Raw genomic sequence first — 18,649 nt, 5'->3', positions numbered from 1 at the left:
CCGCTCCAGTTGTCGTCACGCACCGGCTGTTTGAGATACGGAGGCAACACATGGCAACTCCCCATATCGGCGCCGAAAAAGGCGATTTCGCCGACATCGTGCTGATGCCGGGTGACCCGCTGCGCGCCAAACTGATCGCGGAAACCTATCTGCAGGACGCGGTGCAGGTGACAGCGGTGCGCAATGTCTTCGGCTACACCGGCAGCTATCGCGGCCGCCGGCTGTCGGTAATGGCGCACGGTATGGGAATTCCGTCGGCCAGCATCTACTGCACCGAGTTGATCAAGGAGTACGGCGTGCAGACCATCATCCGCATCGGCTCCTGCGGCTCGGTGGATGGCGAGCGGCTCAAGCTGCGCGACGTGGTGATGGCCATGGGGGCTTGCACCGACAGCAAGGTCAACCGCATGCGCCTGCTGGATCACGATTACGCGGCCACCGCTGACTTCGGGCTGCTGCGCCGCGCGGTGGAAACCGCCGAGCGTCTGGGCAAGCCGGTGCAGGTGGGCAATGTGTTTTCCACCGACCTGTTCTACGGCGTACAGCCGCAGCTGCTGGATGCACTCCACAGCATGAATGTGCATGCGGTGGAGATGGAAATAGCCGGCATCTACGGTGTTGCGGCGCAATACGGTGCGCGGGCGCTGGGCATACTTACGGTGTCGGATGTGATACCAACGGGGGAGGCGCTGGACGCCGAGGCGCGGCAAAGCAGCTTCCGCGACATGATGGAGATTGCGCTGGAAACCGCGCTGCAGCTGTAATCCGGGGCTTTTTCAGCCTGTTGCAGTTGGCCGCATGTGGTATGCGGCCAACCTTTTTGGTGCGATGCACAAAATTATCTTGCCAAAATCAAACACCCGCATGATAATCAAAGCGCATCAGGACGTTTCACCCTCGTGTGCGTTTTGGTGTTGTCTCCTCCATCCTCCTTCAATAGGTGGAACTTGGCGCAATCAGTCAGTCTGATTGCGCTCTTTTTTTGCTTTTCCCGCCCGTTGTTGCGTCCCTGCTTTTTCTTTGCCGCACAAGGCCTTGAACCGGTAGTTTGGTTTGACAGCCGTAAGGCCTCTGTAATAGAATCCGGAACTTTCAAGAATTACGATGGAAGAGTTTCCATGAAGACCTTTTCTGCCAAGCCGCATGAGGTAAAGCGCGAGTGGTTCGTGGTCGACGCCCAAGACAAAGTACTGGGCCGTCTGGCTGCTGAAATCGCTCGTCGCCTGCGTGGCAAGCACAAGCCGGAATTCACTCCGCACGTTGATACCGGTGACTACATCGTTGTCGTTAACGTAGACAAACTGCGCGTTACCGGTAACAAGGCGCTGGACAAGAAGTACTACCGTCACTCCGGCTACCCGGGCGGTATCTACGAACGCAACTTCACCGAACTGCAAAACCAGTTCCCGGAGCGCGTTCTGGAAAAAGCCGTGAAGGGCATGCTGCCGAAAGGTCCGCTGGGCTACGCCATGATCAAGAAGCTCAAGGTATACGCCGGCACCGAACACCCGCACGCCGCACAACAGCCGAAAGTGCTGGAATTCTGATTCTCGAGGCAAGATAGATGAACGGTAAATACTACTACGGCACCGGCCGTCGCAAGAGCTCGGTAGCTCGTGTGTTCATGCAAAAAGGCTCCGGTCAGATCATCGTTAACGGCAAGCCGGTTGACCAGTACTTCGCTCGCGAAACCGGTCGCATGGTTATCCGTCAGCCGCTGCAGCTGACCGAGCACCTGGAATCGTTCGACATCATGGTCAACGTTTCCGGTGGCGGCGAAACCGGCCAGTCCGGCGCGATCCGCCTGGGCATCACCCGTGCCCTGATCGACTTCAGCGCCGAGCTGAAGCCGGCTCTGTCCACCGCAGGCTTCGTTACCCGCGATGCCCGTGAAGTGGAACGTAAGAAAGTTGGTCTGCGCAAGGCCCGTCGTCGCAAGCAGTTCTCCAAGCGTTAATCTGCTTGTTGCGATGTACAGAAAAGCCACCGTTCGCGGTGGCTTTTTGTTTTGCTGGCAGGCGGCAAGTCGGCGGCCAGTGCCAAGTCACCCTGTGGGGGGACTTTTTTCTTTGTTGCATTGCACTGTCGCACTCCTTACCATGTCGCCTTTGCGACATTTTTTTATATCAAGGAGCCTCGCATGATCAAAGTGGGCATCGTCGGCGGCACCGGTTACACCGGTGTCGAGCTGTTGCGTCTGTTGGCTAACCATCCGGGGGCGGAAGTCGTTGCCGTAACCTCGCGCAAGGAAGCCGGCATGAAAGTTGCCGAGATGTTCCCTTCGCTGCGAGGCCGTGTGGATGTGGCATTCACTACCCCGGACGAAAGCGATCTCAAGCAGTGCGACGTGGTGTTCTTCGCCACTCCGCACGGCGTGGCCATGGCGCAGGCGCGCGAACTGCTGGAAGCCGGGGTGAAGGTGATCGACCTGGCTGCGGATTTCCGCCTGAAAGACCCGGCAGTATTCGCCAAGTGGTATGCGATGGAGCATAGCTGCACCGACTTGCTGGCCGAGGCGGTATATGGCCTGCCGGAGGTGAATCGCGAGGCGATCAAGGCCGCGCGGCTGATTGGCATGGCCGGCTGCTACCCGACTTCGGTACAGCTGGGCCTGTTGCCGCTGCTGGAAGGCGGCAAGCAATACATCGATACCCAGACTCTGATCGCCGACTGCAAATCCGGTGTGTCCGGTGCTGGTCGCAAGGCAGAGGTGGGTACGCTGTTTGCCGAGGCCGGCGACAATTTCAAGGCCTATGGTGTGAAGGGCCACCGCCACTCGCCGGAAATCGAGCAGGGTCTGAGCACGATTCATGGCGCGCCGGTGAAGCTGACCTTCGTGCCGCACCTGACACCGATGATTCGTGGCATCCATTCCACTATCTACGCACGTATCCAGCCGGAAGGTCGCGATGTGGATTACCAGCAACTGTTCGAGCAGCGTTTTGCTGCCGAGCCGTTCGTGGATGTGCTGCCGGCCGGTAGCTGCCCGGAAACCCGCTCGGTGCGCGGTGCCAATACCGCCCGCATCGCGGTGCATCGCCCGAACAATGGTGACCTGCTGATCATCCTGGTAGTGGAGGACAACCTGGTGAAAGGGGCATCCGGTCAGGCGGTGCAGGTGATGAACCTGATGTTCGACCAGCCGGAAAACGCCGGCCTGGATATTGTTCCGTTGCTGCCCTGAGCCCCTGTTTGCAGGCTACTGCGCATGGGCGATGCCGCGTGGCTGGGCTGCGACTCGCCCTTGCAGCCCGCTGGTAAACCGGCAGCAAGCTTGAAAGCTCGCCAAGCGGCCCAATATCCGACTAAAATACTAGGATGAAAGGTCGCCGCCGCGGCCTGTCCCGTTGTGAAAGGCTTGAGACATGACTGCTGCAACCGAAACCCTGTCCCCGATCATCTTTACCGAGGCTGCCTGCGACAAGGTGCGCGACCTGGTAGCAGAAGAGGGCAATCCTGACCTGAAACTGCGCGTGTTCGTGACCGGCGGCGGCTGCTCTGGCTTCCAGTACGGTTTCACGTTTGACGAAATCGCCAACGAGGACGATACCGCTATTGAACGCGGTGGCGTGGTATTCCTGGTTGATCCGATGAGCTACCAGTACCTGGTTGGCGCCGAAATCGACTATCAGGACAGCCTGGAAGGCTCGCAGTTCGTGATCCGCAATCCGAATGCCCAGACCACCTGCGGCTGTGGCTCGTCCTTTTCGGTATAATCCGGTTTCCGGATGATGAAGACCCGGGCAATGCCCGGGTTTTTCTTTTGGGTACCTCTAAAAACACCCGCTTTCCTTGCGATACTGCGTTGCTCACGAAAAATTTCTCCTTACATATCAAATATATGCTGCGGCGAAATTTTTCACTCGCGCCTTGTCTCGCTTAGAAATCAGGGTTTTTCGAGGCGCCCTTTTGTGGAGCAAGGGATGCAGAACAAGATACCGCCCATCGAGTTGCCCAAGTTCGAGCTGAAGCGTGAATTCGGTTTCAGCGACCAGGACTTCGAGCGCATCCGCGCGCTGATCCACAAGGAAGCGGGCATTGCCCTCAACCCCACCAAGAAGGACATGGTGTACGGCCGACTGGTGCGGCGTATCCGCGAGCTGAAGCTGCCCACTTTTGCTGCCTATATCGACTTTCTGCAGAGCATTGCCGGCAAGCGCGAGTTCGAGCAATTCGTTAACGCGCTTACCACCAATCTGACGTTCTTCTTTCGCGAAGAGCATCACTTCCAAATCCTGGGCGAGTTCCTGAGGTCGCTTGCCGGCAAGGGCGAGATCAATCTCTGGTGTTCGGCGGCATCCTCCGGCGAGGAGCCGTACTCCATCGCCATGACGGCGCTGGAGTCTTTCCCCGGCAGCAAGCCGCCGATTCACATCATTGCCACCGATCTCGATACCAGCATGCTAGAGGTTGGCCGCAAGGGCATCTATAGCGCGGAAAAGATAGCCAAGTTGCCGGCCGGTTACGCGGTGAAATACTTCGACAAGCTGCCGGATGGCAGCTATCAGGCCAAGGCCCTGCTGCGCGATCTGATCCAGTTCTCGCGACTGAACCTGATTGATGGCAACTGGGGCATGCGCAAGCAGTTCGATGCCATTTTCTGCCGCAATGTGATGATCTATTTCGATCGCGATACCCAGTTCGCGGTGCTGAAGAAATTCCACCCGCTGCTCAAGTCGCATGGCCTGCTGTTTGTTGGCCATTCGGAAAACTTCTACTTTGCCTCCGACTACTTTGCGCTCAAGGGCAAGACGGTGTATCAGCTGGCCAAGCCCAAGGCATAGCATGCTTGGCATGCTGCACTCGCAGCATTATTATCGAACTGTCTGACAATAAACGGCCCACCAGGGCCGTTTGTTTTATCACCAGGAAGGCTTGCCGATGCAAGCGCTTGGCTGGCGCGGTCCGGCTATGCCGGGTCCGGCAACGCGTAAATGGGTAGGGCGCCTCGAAATACCCGGATTTTTAAGCGAGACAAGACTCGAGCGAAAAATGTCGACGCAGCATGTATTTGATATGTAAGGAGATATTTTTCGTGAGCAACGCAGTGTCGCGACGAAGCTGGAGTTTTTCGAGGTGACTGGTTGTTGGTCAGCAGCCAGAACGGCCCGCAAGGGCCATTGCTTTTGGAGTGTGCGATGAAGGTGGTGGTGCTGGGGGCGGGCATTATCGGGATCAGTACGGCCTGGTTCCTGCGGCAGGCAGGACACGAGGTGGAGGTGATCGACCGTGCCAGCGGCCCGGCGCGGGAAACCAGTTTTGCCAATGGTGGCCAGATATCGGTGAGCCAGTCGGAGCCATGGGCGCATCCGGCCACGCCGTGGCAGGTGCTCAAGTGGTTGCCGCGCGGCGATGCGCCGCTGTTGTTCCGGCCGTGTTTCGAGCCGCAGCAATGGCGCTGGATAGCCGGCTTTCTCGGCGAATGCCGTCACCGCCGTCATGCGGCCAACCTCAAGGCCATGGTCGCGCTGGGGCGGTACAGCCAGCAGGCCTTTGCCGAACTGCGCCAGCAGATATCCCCAAGCTACGCGCATCGGCAGCAGGGCATTCTGGCGCTGTTGTTCAACCGCCGCGAAGTACGCCACGCCGCCCATGCCTGCCGGCTGCTGGCCGCTGAGGGCATCCGGCGCGAGGTGATCAGTGTCAGCGAAGCGGTTGCCCGCGAACCGGCGCTGGCCAGCATTGCGCCACGCATGCTGGCTGCCACCTGGTGCCAGAGCGATGAATCCGGCGATGTGCATCGTTTCTGCAGCCAGCTGGCCGAGGCATGTGTGGTTGCCGGTGTGACATTTCGCTACCAGACCCGCATCAATGCGCTGGAGCCTGCCGGCGCGCGCATTGCCAGGGTATCGATTACCGGGGCGGATGGTGCGTACGACAGCGTGAGTGCCGATGCCTTCGTGCTGGCGCTGGGAAGTCACAGCCCGCTGCTGCTGCAGCCGCTAGGGCTGCGCTTGCCGGTATACCCGCTGAAGGGCTACTCCGCTACCGTGCCGGTGCAGGACGACAGCCTGGCGCCACAAATCAGCATTACCGACGAATCGCACAAACTGGTGTTCTCGCGGCTGGACAACAGCTTGCGTATTGCCGGCACCGCCGAGCTGTCAGGCTATTCCAGCCATCTCAATCCACTGCGTTGCGAGGCCCTGTTGCGCCGCGCGCGCGAGCTGTTCGGCGATGCCTGCGACTGGCAGGCTGCGCGTTTCTGGAGCGGTTTGCGGCCCGCCACTCCGGGTAACGTGCCGCTGATCGGACGCTACTGCTTTGACAACCTGTGGCTGAATACCGGCCATGGCACGCTGGGCTGGACCGAAGGCCCTGGCTCCGGGCGGGCGCTGGCGGCGCTGATGTCCGGGCTGGCGCCGGCAGTGAACTTTCCATTTCTGCGTGCCGGGTAACGAGCTTGTTGATGCAGGGCAGAGCAGGGTTGGCCGCACGTGCTACCATGCCGCCCTGTTTAACGCGGGGAGGCGACAATGCAGGAAATGACCCCTTACGAATTGCTGGGCGGTGCCGGCGTGGTGCGTTGGCTTACCGACCGCTTCTACGACATCATGGATAGCGATCCGGCGGTAAAGCCGTTGCGCGACATGCATCCGACCGACCTGGCCGGCTCGCGCGAGAAGCTGTACATGTTCCTGTCCGGCTGGCTGGGCGGACCGCAGTTGTTCATCGAACAGTTCGGCCATCCACGGCTGCGCATGCGCCACATGCCGTTTGCGGTGGACAGCGAGGCGCGCGACATGTGGATGCAGTGCATGACGCAGGCGGTAAACGAGCTGGTGTGCGAGGACTGGTTGAAGGCCAAGCTGCTGGAGGCGTTCTACAACACTGCCGATTTCATGCGCAATCAGGAAGAGTAATTCCACCTGGCGAGTTGTAAACGGCGCTTGCATGTGCCGGCAGATGAGCCATGCTGAGATGAGCGACGCATACTGGTCGATCCTGCGGGACGGTGATCATGAAGTGCTCATTCTTTTACGTGCTGCTGCTTGGCACGCTCAGCCTGCCGGCGCTGGCAGCCTGTCCACCGGAAGCGTGGATGTGTGCCGGGCCGCTCAGCGCCTCCGGCCGTGGCAATGTCGCTGCGCCGGTCGACATGCAGGAGACCGTGGTGTTACAGGCCGGCTCGTTCAGCCTGGCGCGGGAAGGCGGTGGGCGTGGCGAGCGCATCAGCCTGCGGCCAACCTGGCAGCTGGACGAGGACACCAGACTGTCGTTCAAGCTTGGCCGCAACAAGGCTGAGCTGCGGCTGAAAATGGACTGGTAGCCTTGTGAGGCAATGGTCAGCCAATGCAAATGGCCCGCTGTGTGCGGGCCATTTGTCTGCTGCGCGGCGGCTGTGCTCAATGCGCGCGGTGGCCGCGTTCTATCATCACACCGACGTGTTTCACATCCGGCAGGATGTTCAGCTTGGTCACCGCCACCTTCACCCACGGCGCACCGAACTCCTCGCGCACGATGCGGGCGATATGTTCGGCCAGCGCCTCGATCAGCAGAAAGTGTTGCTCGGCCAGCGAATTGCGTACCCGTTCCACTACCTCGCCGTAGTGAATGGTGTCGCCAATGTCGTCGCTATGGCACGGCACTTCGCTGGGGATGCCGTATTCGATGTCCAGCAGGACGGTTTGGGACGCGGTGCGCTCCCAGTCATACACGCCAATCACCGTTTCGGCGCGCACTTCGCGCAAGTAAATAATGTCCATCGTTGCGGGCTTTGGGTTTACTGCCCGATACCGTAAAATGCCAAGCCTTGCATTCTAGTGGATAAGACATGACCACAACAGCATTTGCCTTCATTTTGGGCGCCTACCTGCTGGGTTCCCTGTCGTTTGCCGTGATTGTGTCGCGGCTGATGGGCATGGCGGATCCGCGTACCTACGGCTCCGGCAACCCGGGAGCCACCAATGTGCTGCGCAGCGGCAAGAAGCTGGCCGCTGTGCTGACCTTGCTGGGCGACGGTCTCAAGGGCTGGGTGGCGGTGGCGCTGGTGCAGGCGTTCGGCCCGGCTTATGGCCTGGGCGAGCAGGGCGTGGCCATGGCCGGTCTTGCCGTGTTGATCGGCCACATGTGGCCGGTGTTCTTCGGCTTCAAGGGCGGCAAGGGTGTGGCCACCGCGGTGGGCGTACTGTTCGGCTTCAATGCCTGGCTGGCGTTGGCCGCACTGGCTACCTGGCTGTTCATGGCCTTCGTGGTGAAGATTTCGTCGCTGTCCGCCATTACCGCCTGCGTGCTGGTGCCGGTTTATGCCTACTTTATTGTCGGACCGCAAAGCGTGTACTTCGGCAGCTGCATCATCATTGCGATTCTGGTGGTTCATCGCCACAAATCCAATCTGATCAAGCTGCTTACCGGGCAGGAAGACAAGATCGGCAAGCCGTCCTCCGGCAGCGAGTCCTGAGCTGATTGTCAGCCACGCTGCGTGCCGGGGCGGTGCGCAGCGTGATCGGGCTTTCGGAAGCCGCTGATGACTGTTCGCCCCATTCTTACCCTTGCCGATCCCGCCCTGCGCCAGCCCGCGCGGGCGGTTGACGATTTCACCGGCGTGGCCACGCTGGTGTCCGATCTGCTCGATACCTTGTATGCCACCCGTAATGCAGTGGGTTTGTCTGCCCCGCAGCTGGGCGAGCCGCTGGCGGTGGCGGTTGTGGATGTCAGCGAGCGGCGCGACTCGCCGCTGGTGCTGATCAACCCGCAGCTGCTCACTAGCAGCGGCTACGATGTCAACACCGAAGGCTGCCTGTCGGTGCCAGGTGTGCATGGCAAGGTTGGCCGTGCCAACCGCATCGAGCTGCAGGCTCAGCGGCTGGATGGCGACTGGCAGCAACTCAAGGCTGCCGATTTTCTCGCCGCGGCCATCCAGCATGAGCTGGATCATCTGGCGGGCCGGCTGTTTATTGACCAGCTGCCGCGCTGGCGGCAGCGCTGGCTGTACTGGCGCCATCCGCAGTGGCAGCGTGCTGGCTGACAGAAAAACGGCCCCGTAGCGGGGCCGTTGTGGTATGTGGCGGGCTCAGCCGTCGGACAGTACCTTCACATGGGCGGTAACACTGCGTGCCAGCGCCGACAGGTCGTAGCCGCCTTCCAGTGCAGATACGATGCGGCCTTCACTGTACTGGGCCGCGATCATCATCAGTTGGCGGGTGACCCATTCGTAGTCGGCTTCCACCAGCCCCAGCGAGCCCATATCGTCCTCGCGGTGGGCGTCAAAGCCGGCGGAGATGAAGATCAGCTGCGGCTTGAATTCATGCAGCCGTGGTAGCCATTGATATTCCACCGCCTCGCGGAACTCGCGGCCACTGCTGCCGGCCTTCAGTGGCACGTTTAGCATGTTGTCGCCCATCGGCACATCGCCGCAGTAAGGGTAGAACGGATGCTGGAAGGTGGACACCATCAGTACGCGCGGGTCGTCCTTGAAGATTTCCTCGGTGCCGTTGCCGTGGTGGACGTCGAAATCGATGACAGCCACCCGTTCCAGCCGGTACTGCGACAGCGCATGTGCCACGCCCACGGCGATATTGTTGAAGAAGCAGAAGCCCATCGCCTTGGCGCTTTCGGCATGGTGGCCGGGCGGGCGGATGGCGCAGAAGGCATTCGGCGCTTCACCGCCCATCACCATCTCCACTGCCTTGACCACCGCGCCGGCGGCATGCAGCGCGGCTGGCAGCGTGCCGGGGTTCATCGCGGTGTCGGGGTCGACACGGAAGGTTCCCACCGACGGCGCACAGGATTCGATGTATTCCACGTAGTGCGGCGGGTGGATGCGGGCCAGTTGCTGCTCGCTTACCGCTGGTGCTTCCACCTCATTGAGGCTATCAAAGATTTGTGAGGCTTTTAATTGGTCACGGATGGCAACCAGGCGTTCCGGGCATTCCGGGTGGCCCACGCCCATATTGTGTTGCAGACAGCTGGAGTGAGAGATGAAGGCGGTCAGGCCGCCGCCGGGAAGATGGGATTTCAGCCAGGTCAACACGCGCGTTTCCTTGTCTCCGGCCGCAGTGCTGTCATGCTGGGGATGCTGGATGCTGCCGGCGCTATTGCTTTGTAGGGGTAATCTGGATATGTTTTTTTGATAAATACTGCGCGTAAGCGAGGGCAAATGCAATCGGTCTCTTTTGCGAATCGTCAACTTAATGCCTTGATTCTGGGCAAGCCGCAGGCCACCCGGCTTGCACTTGCCTGCCTGCTGGCTGGCGGCCATCTGCTGATCGAGGATGTCCCGGGGGTGGGCAAGACCACCCTGGCGCACAGTCTTGCGGCGGTGCTGGGCCTGAGCTATCGGCGGGTGCAGTTCACCAGCGACCTGCTGCCGGCCGATGTGCTGGGCAGCAGCGTGTTCCTGCCGGCGGAGTCGCGTTTTGAGTTTCGCCCCGGGCCGGTGTTTTCACAGCTACTGTTGGCTGATGAGATCAATCGTGCCTCGCCCAAGGTGCAGTCGGCGCTGCTGGAGGCGATGGAAGAGCAGCAGGTATCGGTGGATGGGGTGACCCACAGCCTGCCGTCGCCGTTTTTTGTGATCGCGACCCAGAACCCGTTTGGCCAGCAGGGTACCTACCCGCTGCCGGAGTCGCAGCTGGATCGCTTCCTGATGCGTATCTCGCTGGGCTACCCGCCGGCGGAGGCCGAATTGCGACTGTTGCAGGAGGGGGATCGCCGCCAGTTGCTGCCCAAGCTGCAGGCGGCGCTGAACCCGGCGCAGCTGCAGGTGCTGCAAGGGCAGGTGGCAGCGCTGCATGTGGCGCCGGCACTGGCGGCCTATGTGCTGGCGTTGCTGCAGGCCACGCGGCAGAACGAGCAGTTCGTGCACGGACTCAGCCCGCGTGCCGGGCTGGGGCTGTTGGCCGCGGCCAAGGCCTGGGCGCTGCTGGAGGATCGCGACCATGTCCTGCCGGAGGATATCAAGGCGGTATTCGTGGCCGTGGTGGCGCACCGGCTGACACCGCGCCAGCCCGGCAGCAGTAGCGTGGAGCTGGCCCAACGGCTGCTGGATCATGTCCCGCTGGCGTAAGGCGCTGGATGGCTGGATGTCGCGCCGCGCGCCACGGGCGCCGCAGGTCACCCTTACCCAGAATCGCATCTACCTGCTGCCGACCCGTTTCGGGTTGCTGATGCTGGCAGTGGCGGTGCTGGTGTGGGTCGGGGCGCTGAATTACGCCGTCAGCCTGGCCTATGTGTTGTCGTTCTGGATTCTGGCCTTACTGCTGCTGTCGGTGTTCCTGGCCTATCGCCAGCTGGCCGGTCTGGCCCTGCGCGCGCAGTCAGCCGGCGCGGTATTTGCCGGTGATGATGCCGAATTCGTGGTGCAGCTGGCCTGGCCACACGATGAAGCTGGTCGGGTGCGCCTGGGCTGGTTATCCGGTGGTGCGCGCGAGCGCTGGCTGCCGGATGGCACGGCGCGGCTGTCGCTGGGCGGGACGGTACGCGGCCAGTTGCAGATGCCGGCACTGCGGGTGTGGACAGAATCGCCATTGGGCCTGGTGCGGGCGTTTGCGCCACTGCGACTGGCAGCGGTGGCATGGGTCTATCCCCGTCCGCTGCAGGATGTGCCGCGCCCTGCGGTCGGCAACGGGGAGCCGCAGGATGTGGCGCAGCAGCAGGGTGGCGATGAGTTTGCCGGCCTGACTACCTGGCAGCCGCAGCAGGGCATGCGCCGCATTGCCTGGCGTGTGTATGCCCGCAACCAGACGCTGGCGGCCCGCGACTATGCCAGCGAAGTGCCACAAGGTTGTCAGCAGGTACTGGACTGGTTCGACTACCCGCCGCAGATGGCGCTGGAGGAGCGCTTGTCCCGCTTGTGCTGGCGGCTGTTGCAACTGCAGCAGTCTGCGGACGAGATACTGTTGAATCTTCCACAACAGCAGCTGCTGCTCACGGGCGACATCACGCCGGGTTTGCTGGCGCTGGCGCAATACAGGGTGCGCGATGGCAGCTGAGCACAATCACGTGCCTGACTTGACGGTGCTGGCGGCCTTGCTGATTACCGCACTGCCACTGTTCCTGTGGCTGCCGGGCTGGGTGCCGCTGCTGTTCACCCTGTTGCTGGGCTGGCGGGCATGGCTGGCGTGGCAGCACCGCCAACTACCTTCCCGTGTCTGGCTGATTCTGGGACTGCTGCTGCCGGTGCTGGCTTTGTGGCTTACCTTGCGCACCCTGGTTGGCCGCGAGGGCGGGGTTGCTTTCCTGCTGTTGCTGGCAGCAGGCAAGGCGCTGGAAACGCGGGATAGGCGAGACTGGCGGGTATTGCTGGCGATTGGCTTCTTTCTGGCTTCCACGCCGCTGCTGTTCGAGCAGGGGCCACTGGCAGCGGCCTGGCTGGTGCTCAGCCTGTTCATGCTGACCTGGGCCATGGTGCTGCTGTCTGGCGAGTCGGCGCGCATCAGCCCGCGGCTGGCGGCGCAAGCGCTGCTGCTGTCGTTTCCGGTGATGCTGGTGCTGTTCGTGGTGATGCCGCGCTTGCCGGGGCCGCTGTGGAGCATGCCGTCGGAAGACCGGCGTGCCACCACCGGGCTGGCCGACAGCATGAGCCCCGGCAGTGTTGGCCGCATGATTCCCTCGCGCGAGCCGGCATTTACCGCGCAGTTCTTTGGAAGACAGCCGCAGCCGGCCGAGCTGTACTGGCGGGTGATGGTGTTCGACCAGTTTGACGGCCTGAGCTGGAGTGGCGGTTTTCTGCCGTTCAGCACGCCAGCCAGGTTGCCGGTGGATCGGCCGTTGCTGCGCTATGACGTGGTGGCGGAGCCTTACCGTGGCCTGCTGCCGCAGCTGGAGCAGGCGGCAGAACTGGGCGAAGGCGTACGGCTGGTACCGCCGCAGCGTCTGAGTCGTAATGACATCACCAATAACAGCCGGCTGCGCTATCGTGCCAGCAGCTATGCCACCGACTATTACCTGGAAGACTTGTCCCCGCGGCTGCAGCAGTATTACACCCGGCTGCCGCCCGGCAATCCGCGCAGTGTGGCGCAGGGGCAGTTGTGGGCGCGGCGCTACCCGCAGTCTGCCGCCCGCCTGGCAGCCGTGCGCAGCTGGCTGACGGAGCAGGGGCTGCGCTATACGCTGACGCCTCCGCAGCTGCAGGGTGATGTGGTGGATGGCTTCCTGTTCGGCAGCCGGCAAGGATTTTGCGAGCATTTTGCATCGGCCTTCACCGTGCTGGCGCGCGCCGCCGGCTTGCCGGCCCGGGTGGTAGTGGGTTTCCAGGGGGGGGAATACAACGCGGGTAGCAACTTCTGGCTGGTGCGCTCCTCCGATGCCCACGCCTGGAGCGAAGTGTGGCTGGAGGGGCGCTGGCAGCGGGTGGATGCTACCGCGCTGGTGGCGCCGCAGCGCAGTGTGCAGGGTATCGAGCAGGCTTTGCCAGCGGCTGCGCCCAGCATGCCGGTGCTGGGCGGGCGCCCGCCGGGCTGGTTGCGCTGGTTCGGGCAGCAATGGGATGCGGCCAACTTTGGCTGGCAGCGCTGGGTGGTCGGTTACGATGCGGTGCGGCAGCGCGACCTGTTCCAGCGCCTTGGGCTGGATGGGGTGTCGATCGGTACGGTACTGGCCGTGTTTGCCGGCGGCATGCTGCTGGTGCTGGGGCCATTGCTTGCCTGGCTGTTGTGGCGGCCGCGCAGGGCTGCCAATGCGCAACAGGCTGCCTGGCGACAACTGCTGCGTCGCCTGCAGCGTGCCGGTATCGTAGCCAGGGAAAGCGATACCGCCAGCCAGCTGCTGGCCCAGGCGCAAGGCCTGGCCGCCGAGGATTTGCAGCAGCTGCAGCAGCTACTGGCATTGTGGCAGCGCTGGCAGTATGCGCCGGATGCCAGCGCGGCGATGGGGGTGCAGTGGCGACGCCTGCTGCGTCGGTTCCGTCCGCGGCACGTGGCGCGCGTGGCGGCCAAAACAAAACCGCCGCTAGCAGGCTAGCGGCGGTGGGGTGAGGGCGGAGCCGGTGTCAGATCAGGAAGTCCTTGGTGACGCCACGGCGGCGCAGAATGCGGCGCAGATGTTCCAGACCCTCGATCTGGATCTGGCGCACGCGCTCACGGGTCAGGCTCAGTGCGGTAGCCAGCTCTTCCAGTGTGCATACCTCATGGCCGTTCAGGCCGTAGCGGCGTTCGATCACCATGCGCTGCTTGTCGGTTAGCTGTGCCAGCCATTCGTGCACGAAGTGCTCGATCTGGGCATTGTGCAGCTGGATATCCGGTTCCTCATGCTGCTCGTCCGGAATGGATTCGCCAATCGACAGCATCGGGTCGATATCCAGTGGTGCATCCAGCGATGCCATGCGCTCGTTCAGGTTCAGCACCTTGCGCACTTCTTCCACATGCTTGCCGGTGAGGTGGGCAATGTCTTCCACGGTCGGTTCGCGGCCCATCTGGCTTTCCAGGTGGCGCGAGGCGCGCAGGTAGACGTTGAGCTCCTTGATGACGTGCACCGGTAGGCGGATGGTGCGTGACTGGTTCATGATGGCGCGCTCGATGCTCTGGCGAATCCACCAGGTGGCATAGGTGGAAAAACGGAAGCCGCGTTCCGGGTCGAACTTTTCCAGCGCGTGCATCAGGCCGATGTTGCCTTCCTCGATCAGGTCGAGCAGGGCCAGGCCGCGATTGATGTAGTGTTTGGCAATGTTCACAACCAGGCGCAGGTTGTGTTCGATCATCTTCTGCCGGGCCGCGAAATCCCCCTGTACCACGCGGCGGGCCAGTTCCACTTCTTCACTTGGCGTCAGCAGGGCATTGCTGCCGATGTCGTTGAGGTAGATCTGGGTAACGTCGGCGATCTCCTCGTATTCCTTGCTGCTGCTGGCCTCTTCCGCCTCTTCGGCCTCGGCCTGTTGCGTGGTTTCTGCCTCGGCTTCCTCGTCCAGCACTTCTTCCAGCAGGTCCAGTTCGTCGCTCATGATATTCCCCCGCTTGTGTTGTGCCCAAGACGGGGGTTAGGCCGTCATGGGCGCTGTTCCAGGTACTTGCTCGGGTCTACGGGCTTGCCGAGTTGACGGATCTCGAAATGCAGCTTGACCTGATCCGTATCGGTATTACCCATTTCGGCAATCTTCTGCCCTTTTTTAACGGATTGACCTTCCTTCACCAGCAACTGGTTGTTATGGGCATAGGCGGACAGGTAGGTTTTGTCGTGGCGCAGGATGATGAGCTTGCCATAGCCACGCAGACCGTTACCGCTGTACACCACCTTGCCATCGGCTGCTGCCATCACGGGTTGCCCCGCCTTGCCGCCGATGTCGAGGCCCTTGTTTTGATCAGAGAAGCCCCTGATCACGTTGCCTTGGGTTGGCCATCCCCAGTCCGGCCCCGTGGTGGGGGCCTTGTCATCCGCAGCCTTGGGGGCGGCGGCAACCGGCGCGGATGCCTCTGTCTTTGGTGCTGCCTTGACAGCGGCCGGCGCACTGGACTGTACCGGGCTTGCAGTCTTGCCATTACCTTCACTCAGGGCCGGTAGGCTCTTGCTGGCCTCTTCCGAGTAGGGCAGCTTCAGCGCCTTGGGATAGCGCCGGGTGTCTGCCCTGTTTACTGCTGCCTCGGCACTGCTGGGTGCCTGGGCATCAACCGGCGCTTGCCCATTGGCCGGTTTGCCTGCGACTGGCTGCACGCTCTGCCCGCTCAGTTGAGCAGTGGCAGTTCCGGGTGGAGTCAGGCGCAGTACCTGCCCCACCTTGATGGTGTAGCCGTCCAACTGGTTCCATTCAGCCAGATCCTGGTAGCGCAGACCGTTGTTGACGGCGATGCGGTACAGGGTTTCTCCCGGCTGTACGGTATGACTGGTCTTTGCCGGCCCGATCGCCTTGGCTTGCGGGCTACCACCAATGGCCATCGCCTGCGTCGCGGTCCGGTTGCCGTTGGTGATCGGCGCGGTGGCAGCCGCACTTGGCTGGCTGCCGTTGTTCAGCACGCTGGGAGAACCACGCACGATCTGGGCAGGAGTGTCCTGCTGCAGTTGGGCGCAAGCGCTCAGCAGCAACACGCCAAGCAATGGACTAAAGCGATAGAGTAGTTTGCGACGCGAGTAGTTTTGCATTGGTTTACGATTTATATGCCAGCATTCCATACAAAGTAAATTGTCTGATAAGACTGGTAGGAAAGGATTGTTGCGTTTTTGCCGTGCATCACTGCTTGCCGGGCAACAGCGGTACGAATTTGGCGGCTTCCAGGCGGGTCTTGCGGATGCCTTCAGCCGTGTTCTCGTACAGCCACAGATGTTGCTCCTGCTGATCGCCCACAGGCAGGATCAGCCTGCCGCCTGCGGCCAACTGTTCCAGCAGTGCCGGTGGTACCTGGCGCGCTGCAGCGGTAATGATGATGCCATCAAACGGGGCGATGTCGGGAAGCCCCTGGTGGCCATCGCCATGCACCAGCCGGGCATGTACCAGCTTGGCATTGCGCAGGTTCTGTCTGGCTTTGTCCAGAATGCCGGCCAGACGTTCAATCGAGAATACCTGGGCGCCGGCTTTCAACAGCACTGCGGTCTGGTAGCCGCAGCCGGTGCCGATTTCCAGTATCTTGCCCGGATTGCTGCGACCCTCCAGCAGCTTTTCCGTCATGCGCGCCACTGTCAGCGGCTGCGAGATGGTCTGCCCCAGGCCAATGGGTAGCGATACATCGTCGTAGGCCCGGGTAGCCAGTGCCTGGTCGATGAACAGGTGACGCGGCACCTCGAACATGGCCGCCAGCACGCGCTCATCCTTGATGCCTTGCTGGCGCAGGCGCTCCAGCATCCGCATGCGGGTACGTTCCGACAGCATGCCGTAGTTGTTGCCGGCTACTAGGGGTTGAGCCATGTGTTGATTTCACCCAGTTGGTCACGGGCAGTCAGGTCGATCATCAGCGGTGTGATCGACACCTGCTTGCGGCGGATGGCGTTGAAGTCGGTGCCGTCGCCGGCATCCTGCTCCGGGCCGACCGGCCCCACCCAGTATACGGTGTCGCCACGCGGGTTCTGTGCGCGAATCACCGGTTCGGCCATGTGCCGCCGCCCAAGGCGGGTGACCTCGCAACTGCCAAGCTCGGCCAATGGCACATCCGGTATGTTGACGTTCAGTAGCATGGGCCTCGCGAACGGCCGGGCGATGAAGCGCTGCACCAGCTCTGCTGCCACATGCGCGGCGGTGTCGAAGTTGCCATGGCGGCCGGCCAGCGAGAAGGCAATGGCCGGAATGCCCAGCAGGAAGCCTTCGGTAGCGGCAGCCACGGTGCCGGAATACAGCGTGTCTTCGCCCATATTGGGGCCGTGGTTGATGCCGGAGACGATCAGGTCGGGGCGGTGCGGCAGAAAACCGGTAACTGCCACATGCACGCAGTCGGTTGGGGTGCCGTTGACATAATGGAAGCCGCTGGCAGCCCGCTTGACCGACAGCGGGCGATCCAGTGTCAGCGAGTTGCTGGCTCCACTGCGGTCACGCTCGGGCGCGACAACCACGACGTCGGCAAACTGGCTCAGGCTGCTGGCCAGGGCGGCCAGACCGGGGGCGAAATAACCGTCGTCGTTGCTGATCAGGATTCTCATGTCGCGCTTTCTGTTGGATGCCTGATTGTATCCATCTCCGGCGGTATCGAAAACTTGTTCCGAAAGCAAAACAGCCCGCCGGGACGGCGGGCTGAGAGGGGGAGGCGATACCGAAGCGGGTATCGCACCGCAAAGCGGCGACTAGCGGTAGTAACGCTGGCTGAATTCCAGCATGCGTTCGATCGGCAGGCGCGCGGCATCCATTTCGGCCTCGCTCAAGTAGTCGATGCGGGTGCCGACACCTTGCTGCGCACGCTTTACTGCCTCGATGGTGTTCATCTTCATGTACGGACAGGAGTTGCACTGGCAGCCGGCGTAGATCGGTGCCTGGCGGATGTCCAGGTCCGGGCGGGCCAGACGCATGTTGTACAGAATGCCGTCTTCGGTGGCGACGAAGATCACGTCTGTCACATCGCCGCTGTAGGCTTTCACCCAGTTGAGCATGCCGGAAGTGGAACCGACATATTCAGCGCGCTTCAGAACCGGCAGCGGGCTTTCCGGGTGGGCGATCAGGTGGGCCGGGGTGGCGCTGGCGCTCAGCGCCTCGTCCAGCGCGGCCTCGTTGAACTTGTCGTGCACCTCGCATACCGCCGACCACAGCGGCATGTTGTAGCCGTACTGGTAGTTCAGGTAGGCGCCCATATTGCGATCCGGGGAGAAGATCACCTGTTTGCCCTGCTGGTACAGGTCGGCGATGATGTCGTCCACGTTGCGGCTGGTGACGATCCAGTCGGAAATCGCCTTGTGCGCGGCGGAAGAGTTGATATAAGACACATGCACGTGATCGGGGTAGCTCTCGCGCCACTGTCGCAGTGCTGCAACATCGGTCTGGGTAACCAGCGAACAGGTGGAGCCGGCATCCGGCAGGATCACCTCTGCCTGCGGGTTGAGGATCTTGGCGGTTTCCGCCATGAAACGCACGCCGGCGAAAACAATAATGTCCGCATTGGATTCACGGGCGAACAGGGACAGTTCCAGACTGTCGCCGACCTTGTCGGCCATTTGCTGGATTTCCGGCTGGGTGTAGTAGTGGGCGAGGGTGACGACGCGTTTGCTCATGTGCTGCTCCCGGGTGGGACGGCCTCGGTAAGTCGGGTTTATCGTTTGATGCGGCGCAACATCGTTGTGCCGCCAAACCGGGAAGATTAGCAAT

The 18,649-nt window shown here is 61.9% G+C and carries 21 protein-coding genes; 14 read left to right on the top strand and 7 right to left on the bottom strand.

What is annotated here, in order from left to right:
- The first annotated feature begins 50 nt into the window (after window positions 1-50).
- The 9 genes from deoD (at window position 51) to ACFOKJ_RS08900 (ending at window position 7,270) form a co-directional block, all read left to right on the top strand.
- A complete protein-coding gene (gene deoD, locus ACFOKJ_RS08940) occupies window positions 51-764 on the top strand; it encodes a purine-nucleoside phosphorylase (protein WP_390278773.1) in 714 nt (237 codons plus the stop codon).
- Window positions 765-1,118: 354 nt separating this feature from the next.
- On the top strand, window positions 1,119-1,547 hold the full coding sequence (gene rplM, locus ACFOKJ_RS08935; protein ID WP_390278770.1) for a 50S ribosomal protein L13: 429 nt from the start codon (window positions 1,119-1,121) through the stop codon (window positions 1,545-1,547).
- A gap of 17 nt (window positions 1,548-1,564) precedes the next feature.
- Entirely contained in the window at window positions 1,565-1,957 is a 393-nt protein-coding gene (gene rpsI / locus ACFOKJ_RS08930) for a 30S ribosomal protein S9 (RefSeq protein ID WP_390278767.1), read from the top strand.
- 183 nt (window positions 1,958-2,140) lie between these two features.
- Window positions 2,141-3,184 (top strand): N-acetyl-gamma-glutamyl-phosphate reductase, encoded by a 1,044-nt coding sequence (gene argC / locus ACFOKJ_RS08925; RefSeq protein ID WP_390278764.1) that lies wholly within the window; start codon window positions 2,141-2,143, stop codon window positions 3,182-3,184.
- 181 nt (window positions 3,185-3,365) lie between these two features.
- Window positions 3,366-3,716, top strand: coding sequence for an iron-sulfur cluster insertion protein ErpA (erpA, locus tag ACFOKJ_RS08920; RefSeq protein WP_390278761.1), 351 nt, complete (start codon window positions 3,366-3,368; stop codon window positions 3,714-3,716).
- Window positions 3,717-3,923: 207 nt separating this feature from the next.
- Window positions 3,924-4,784 carry a CheR family methyltransferase gene (locus tag ACFOKJ_RS08915; RefSeq protein WP_390278758.1) on the top strand — a complete coding sequence of 287 codons (861 nt, stop codon included), beginning with the start codon at window positions 3,924-3,926 and terminating at the stop codon, window positions 4,782-4,784.
- 354 nt (window positions 4,785-5,138) lie between these two features.
- Window positions 5,139-6,398 carry a D-amino acid dehydrogenase gene (locus ACFOKJ_RS08910; RefSeq protein ID WP_390278755.1) on the top strand — a complete coding sequence of 420 codons (1,260 nt, stop codon included), beginning with the start codon at window positions 5,139-5,141 and terminating at the stop codon, window positions 6,396-6,398.
- Between the two features lie 78 nt (window positions 6,399-6,476).
- Complete coding sequence (locus ACFOKJ_RS08905) at window positions 6,477-6,863, top strand: group II truncated hemoglobin (protein WP_390278753.1); 387 nt, start codon at window positions 6,477-6,479, stop codon at window positions 6,861-6,863.
- A gap of 98 nt (window positions 6,864-6,961) precedes the next feature.
- On the top strand, window positions 6,962-7,270 hold the full coding sequence (locus ACFOKJ_RS08900) for a hypothetical protein (protein ID WP_390278750.1): 309 nt from the start codon (window positions 6,962-6,964) through the stop codon (window positions 7,268-7,270).
- Between the two features lie 76 nt (window positions 7,271-7,346).
- On the opposite strand, the gene folB is transcribed toward ACFOKJ_RS08900, so the two are convergent.
- Entirely contained in the window at window positions 7,347-7,706 is a 360-nt protein-coding gene (gene folB / locus ACFOKJ_RS08895; protein ID WP_390278747.1) for a dihydroneopterin aldolase, read from the bottom strand.
- A 68-nt stretch (window positions 7,707-7,774) separates the two neighbouring features.
- On the opposite strand from folB, the gene plsY reads away from it, so the two are divergent.
- Together plsY and def are read left to right on the top strand one after the other, a co-directional pair.
- Complete coding sequence (gene plsY / locus ACFOKJ_RS08890; RefSeq protein WP_390278744.1) at window positions 7,775-8,401, top strand: glycerol-3-phosphate 1-O-acyltransferase PlsY; 627 nt, start codon at window positions 7,775-7,777, stop codon at window positions 8,399-8,401.
- Window positions 8,402-8,467: 66 nt separating this feature from the next.
- On the top strand, window positions 8,468-8,968 hold the full coding sequence (gene def, locus ACFOKJ_RS08885) for a peptide deformylase (RefSeq protein WP_390278741.1): 501 nt from the start codon (window positions 8,468-8,470) through the stop codon (window positions 8,966-8,968).
- Between the two features lie 45 nt (window positions 8,969-9,013).
- Here the strand turns inward: def and ACFOKJ_RS08880 are convergent, their stop codons facing one another.
- Complete coding sequence (locus tag ACFOKJ_RS08880; protein ID WP_390278738.1) at window positions 9,014-9,973, bottom strand: histone deacetylase family protein; 960 nt, start codon at window positions 9,971-9,973, stop codon at window positions 9,014-9,016.
- Window positions 9,974-10,099: 126 nt separating this feature from the next.
- Here ACFOKJ_RS08880 and ACFOKJ_RS08875 point away from each other — a divergent pair, with 126 nt between their 5' ends.
- The 3 genes from ACFOKJ_RS08875 to ACFOKJ_RS08865 are packed head-to-tail and all read left to right on the top strand — an operon-like array spanning window position 10,100 to window position 13,902.
- Complete coding sequence (locus ACFOKJ_RS08875) at window positions 10,100-11,008, top strand: AAA family ATPase (RefSeq protein ID WP_390278735.1); 909 nt, start codon at window positions 10,100-10,102, stop codon at window positions 11,006-11,008.
- On the top strand, window positions 10,992-11,933 hold the full coding sequence (locus ACFOKJ_RS08870) for a DUF58 domain-containing protein (RefSeq protein WP_390278732.1): 942 nt from the start codon (window positions 10,992-10,994) through the stop codon (window positions 11,931-11,933). Before ACFOKJ_RS08875 ends, ACFOKJ_RS08870 begins: the two co-directional genes overlap by 17 nt.
- A gap of 10 nt (window positions 11,934-11,943) precedes the next feature.
- Window positions 11,944-13,902 carry a transglutaminase family protein gene (locus tag ACFOKJ_RS08865; RefSeq protein ID WP_390278729.1) on the top strand — a complete coding sequence of 653 codons (1,959 nt, stop codon included), beginning with the start codon at window positions 11,944-11,946 and terminating at the stop codon, window positions 13,900-13,902.
- Window positions 13,903-13,930: 28 nt separating this feature from the next.
- On the opposite strand, the gene rpoS is transcribed toward ACFOKJ_RS08865, so the two are convergent.
- The 5 genes from rpoS to nadA all read right to left on the bottom strand — a co-directional run bounded on the left by rpoS (window position 13,931) and on the right by nadA (window position 18,555).
- A complete protein-coding gene (rpoS, locus tag ACFOKJ_RS08860; protein WP_390278726.1) occupies window positions 13,931-14,878 on the bottom strand; it encodes an RNA polymerase sigma factor RpoS in 948 nt (315 codons plus the stop codon).
- 44 nt (window positions 14,879-14,922) lie between these two features.
- On the bottom strand, window positions 14,923-16,011 hold the full coding sequence (locus ACFOKJ_RS08855) for a peptidoglycan DD-metalloendopeptidase family protein (protein WP_390278724.1): 1,089 nt from the start codon (window positions 16,009-16,011) through the stop codon (window positions 14,923-14,925).
- Window positions 16,012-16,099: 88 nt separating this feature from the next.
- Window positions 16,100-16,771 carry a protein-L-isoaspartate(D-aspartate) O-methyltransferase gene (locus ACFOKJ_RS08850; protein ID WP_390278721.1) on the bottom strand — a complete coding sequence of 224 codons (672 nt, stop codon included), beginning with the start codon at window positions 16,769-16,771 and terminating at the stop codon, window positions 16,100-16,102.
- Window positions 16,756-17,496: a 5'/3'-nucleotidase SurE gene (gene surE, locus ACFOKJ_RS08845; protein WP_390278719.1), complete on the bottom strand. Its 741-nt coding sequence runs from the start codon at window positions 17,494-17,496 to the stop codon at window positions 16,756-16,758. The genes ACFOKJ_RS08850 and surE overlap by 16 nt, the downstream gene beginning before the upstream one ends.
- Window positions 17,497-17,637: 141 nt before the next feature.
- On the bottom strand, window positions 17,638-18,555 hold the full coding sequence (nadA, locus tag ACFOKJ_RS08840) for a quinolinate synthase NadA (RefSeq protein WP_390278717.1): 918 nt from the start codon (window positions 18,553-18,555) through the stop codon (window positions 17,638-17,640).
- Window positions 18,556-18,649: the final 94 nt, after the last annotated feature.

This window comes from Vogesella amnigena (assembly GCF_042648905.1).
In the GTDB taxonomy this organism is placed as follows: Bacteria; Pseudomonadota; Gammaproteobacteria; order Burkholderiales; family Chromobacteriaceae; genus Vogesella; species Vogesella amnigena.
Note: the sequence above shows the minus strand (reverse complement) of the source record. Positions and strands in the feature narration are given on the sequence as shown.

What these genes read in the sequence shown, in the direction of transcription:
- deoD (WP_390278773.1), top strand. Translation starts at nt 51, where the DNA reads ATGGCAACTCCCCATATCGGCGCCGAAAAAGGCGATTTCGCCGACATC.
- rplM (WP_390278770.1), top strand. Translation starts at nt 1,119, where the DNA reads ATGAAGACCTTTTCTGCCAAGCCGCATGAGGTAAAGCGCGAGTGGTTC.
- rpsI (WP_390278767.1), top strand. Translation starts at nt 1,565, where the DNA reads ATGAACGGTAAATACTACTACGGCACCGGCCGTCGCAAGAGCTCGGTA.
- argC (WP_390278764.1), top strand. Translation starts at nt 2,141, where the DNA reads ATGATCAAAGTGGGCATCGTCGGCGGCACCGGTTACACCGGTGTCGAG.
- erpA (WP_390278761.1), top strand. Translation starts at nt 3,366, where the DNA reads ATGACTGCTGCAACCGAAACCCTGTCCCCGATCATCTTTACCGAGGCT.
- ACFOKJ_RS08915 (WP_390278758.1), top strand. Translation starts at nt 3,924, where the DNA reads ATGCAGAACAAGATACCGCCCATCGAGTTGCCCAAGTTCGAGCTGAAG.
- ACFOKJ_RS08910 (WP_390278755.1), top strand. Translation starts at nt 5,139, where the DNA reads ATGAAGGTGGTGGTGCTGGGGGCGGGCATTATCGGGATCAGTACGGCC.
- ACFOKJ_RS08905 (WP_390278753.1), top strand. Translation starts at nt 6,477, where the DNA reads ATGCAGGAAATGACCCCTTACGAATTGCTGGGCGGTGCCGGCGTGGTG.
- ACFOKJ_RS08900 (WP_390278750.1), top strand. Translation starts at nt 6,962, where the DNA reads ATGAAGTGCTCATTCTTTTACGTGCTGCTGCTTGGCACGCTCAGCCTG.
- folB (WP_390278747.1), bottom strand. Translation starts at nt 7,706, where the DNA reads ATGGACATTATTTACTTGCGCGAAGTGCGCGCCGAAACGGTGATTGGC.
- plsY (WP_390278744.1), top strand. Translation starts at nt 7,775, where the DNA reads ATGACCACAACAGCATTTGCCTTCATTTTGGGCGCCTACCTGCTGGGT.
- def (WP_390278741.1), top strand. Translation starts at nt 8,468, where the DNA reads ATGACTGTTCGCCCCATTCTTACCCTTGCCGATCCCGCCCTGCGCCAG.
- ACFOKJ_RS08875 (WP_390278735.1), top strand. Translation starts at nt 10,100, where the DNA reads ATGCAATCGGTCTCTTTTGCGAATCGTCAACTTAATGCCTTGATTCTG.
- ACFOKJ_RS08870 (WP_390278732.1), top strand. Translation starts at nt 10,992, where the DNA reads ATGTCCCGCTGGCGTAAGGCGCTGGATGGCTGGATGTCGCGCCGCGCG.
- rpoS (WP_390278726.1), bottom strand. Translation starts at nt 14,878, where the DNA reads ATGAGCGACGAACTGGACCTGCTGGAAGAAGTGCTGGACGAGGAAGCC.
- ACFOKJ_RS08855 (WP_390278724.1), bottom strand. Translation starts at nt 16,011, where the DNA reads ATGCAAAACTACTCGCGTCGCAAACTACTCTATCGCTTTAGTCCATTG.
- ACFOKJ_RS08850 (WP_390278721.1), bottom strand. Translation starts at nt 16,771, where the DNA reads ATGGCTCAACCCCTAGTAGCCGGCAACAACTACGGCATGCTGTCGGAA.
- surE (WP_390278719.1), bottom strand. Translation starts at nt 17,496, where the DNA reads ATGAGAATCCTGATCAGCAACGACGACGGTTATTTCGCCCCCGGTCTG.
- nadA (WP_390278717.1), bottom strand. Translation starts at nt 18,555, where the DNA reads ATGAGCAAACGCGTCGTCACCCTCGCCCACTACTACACCCAGCCGGAA.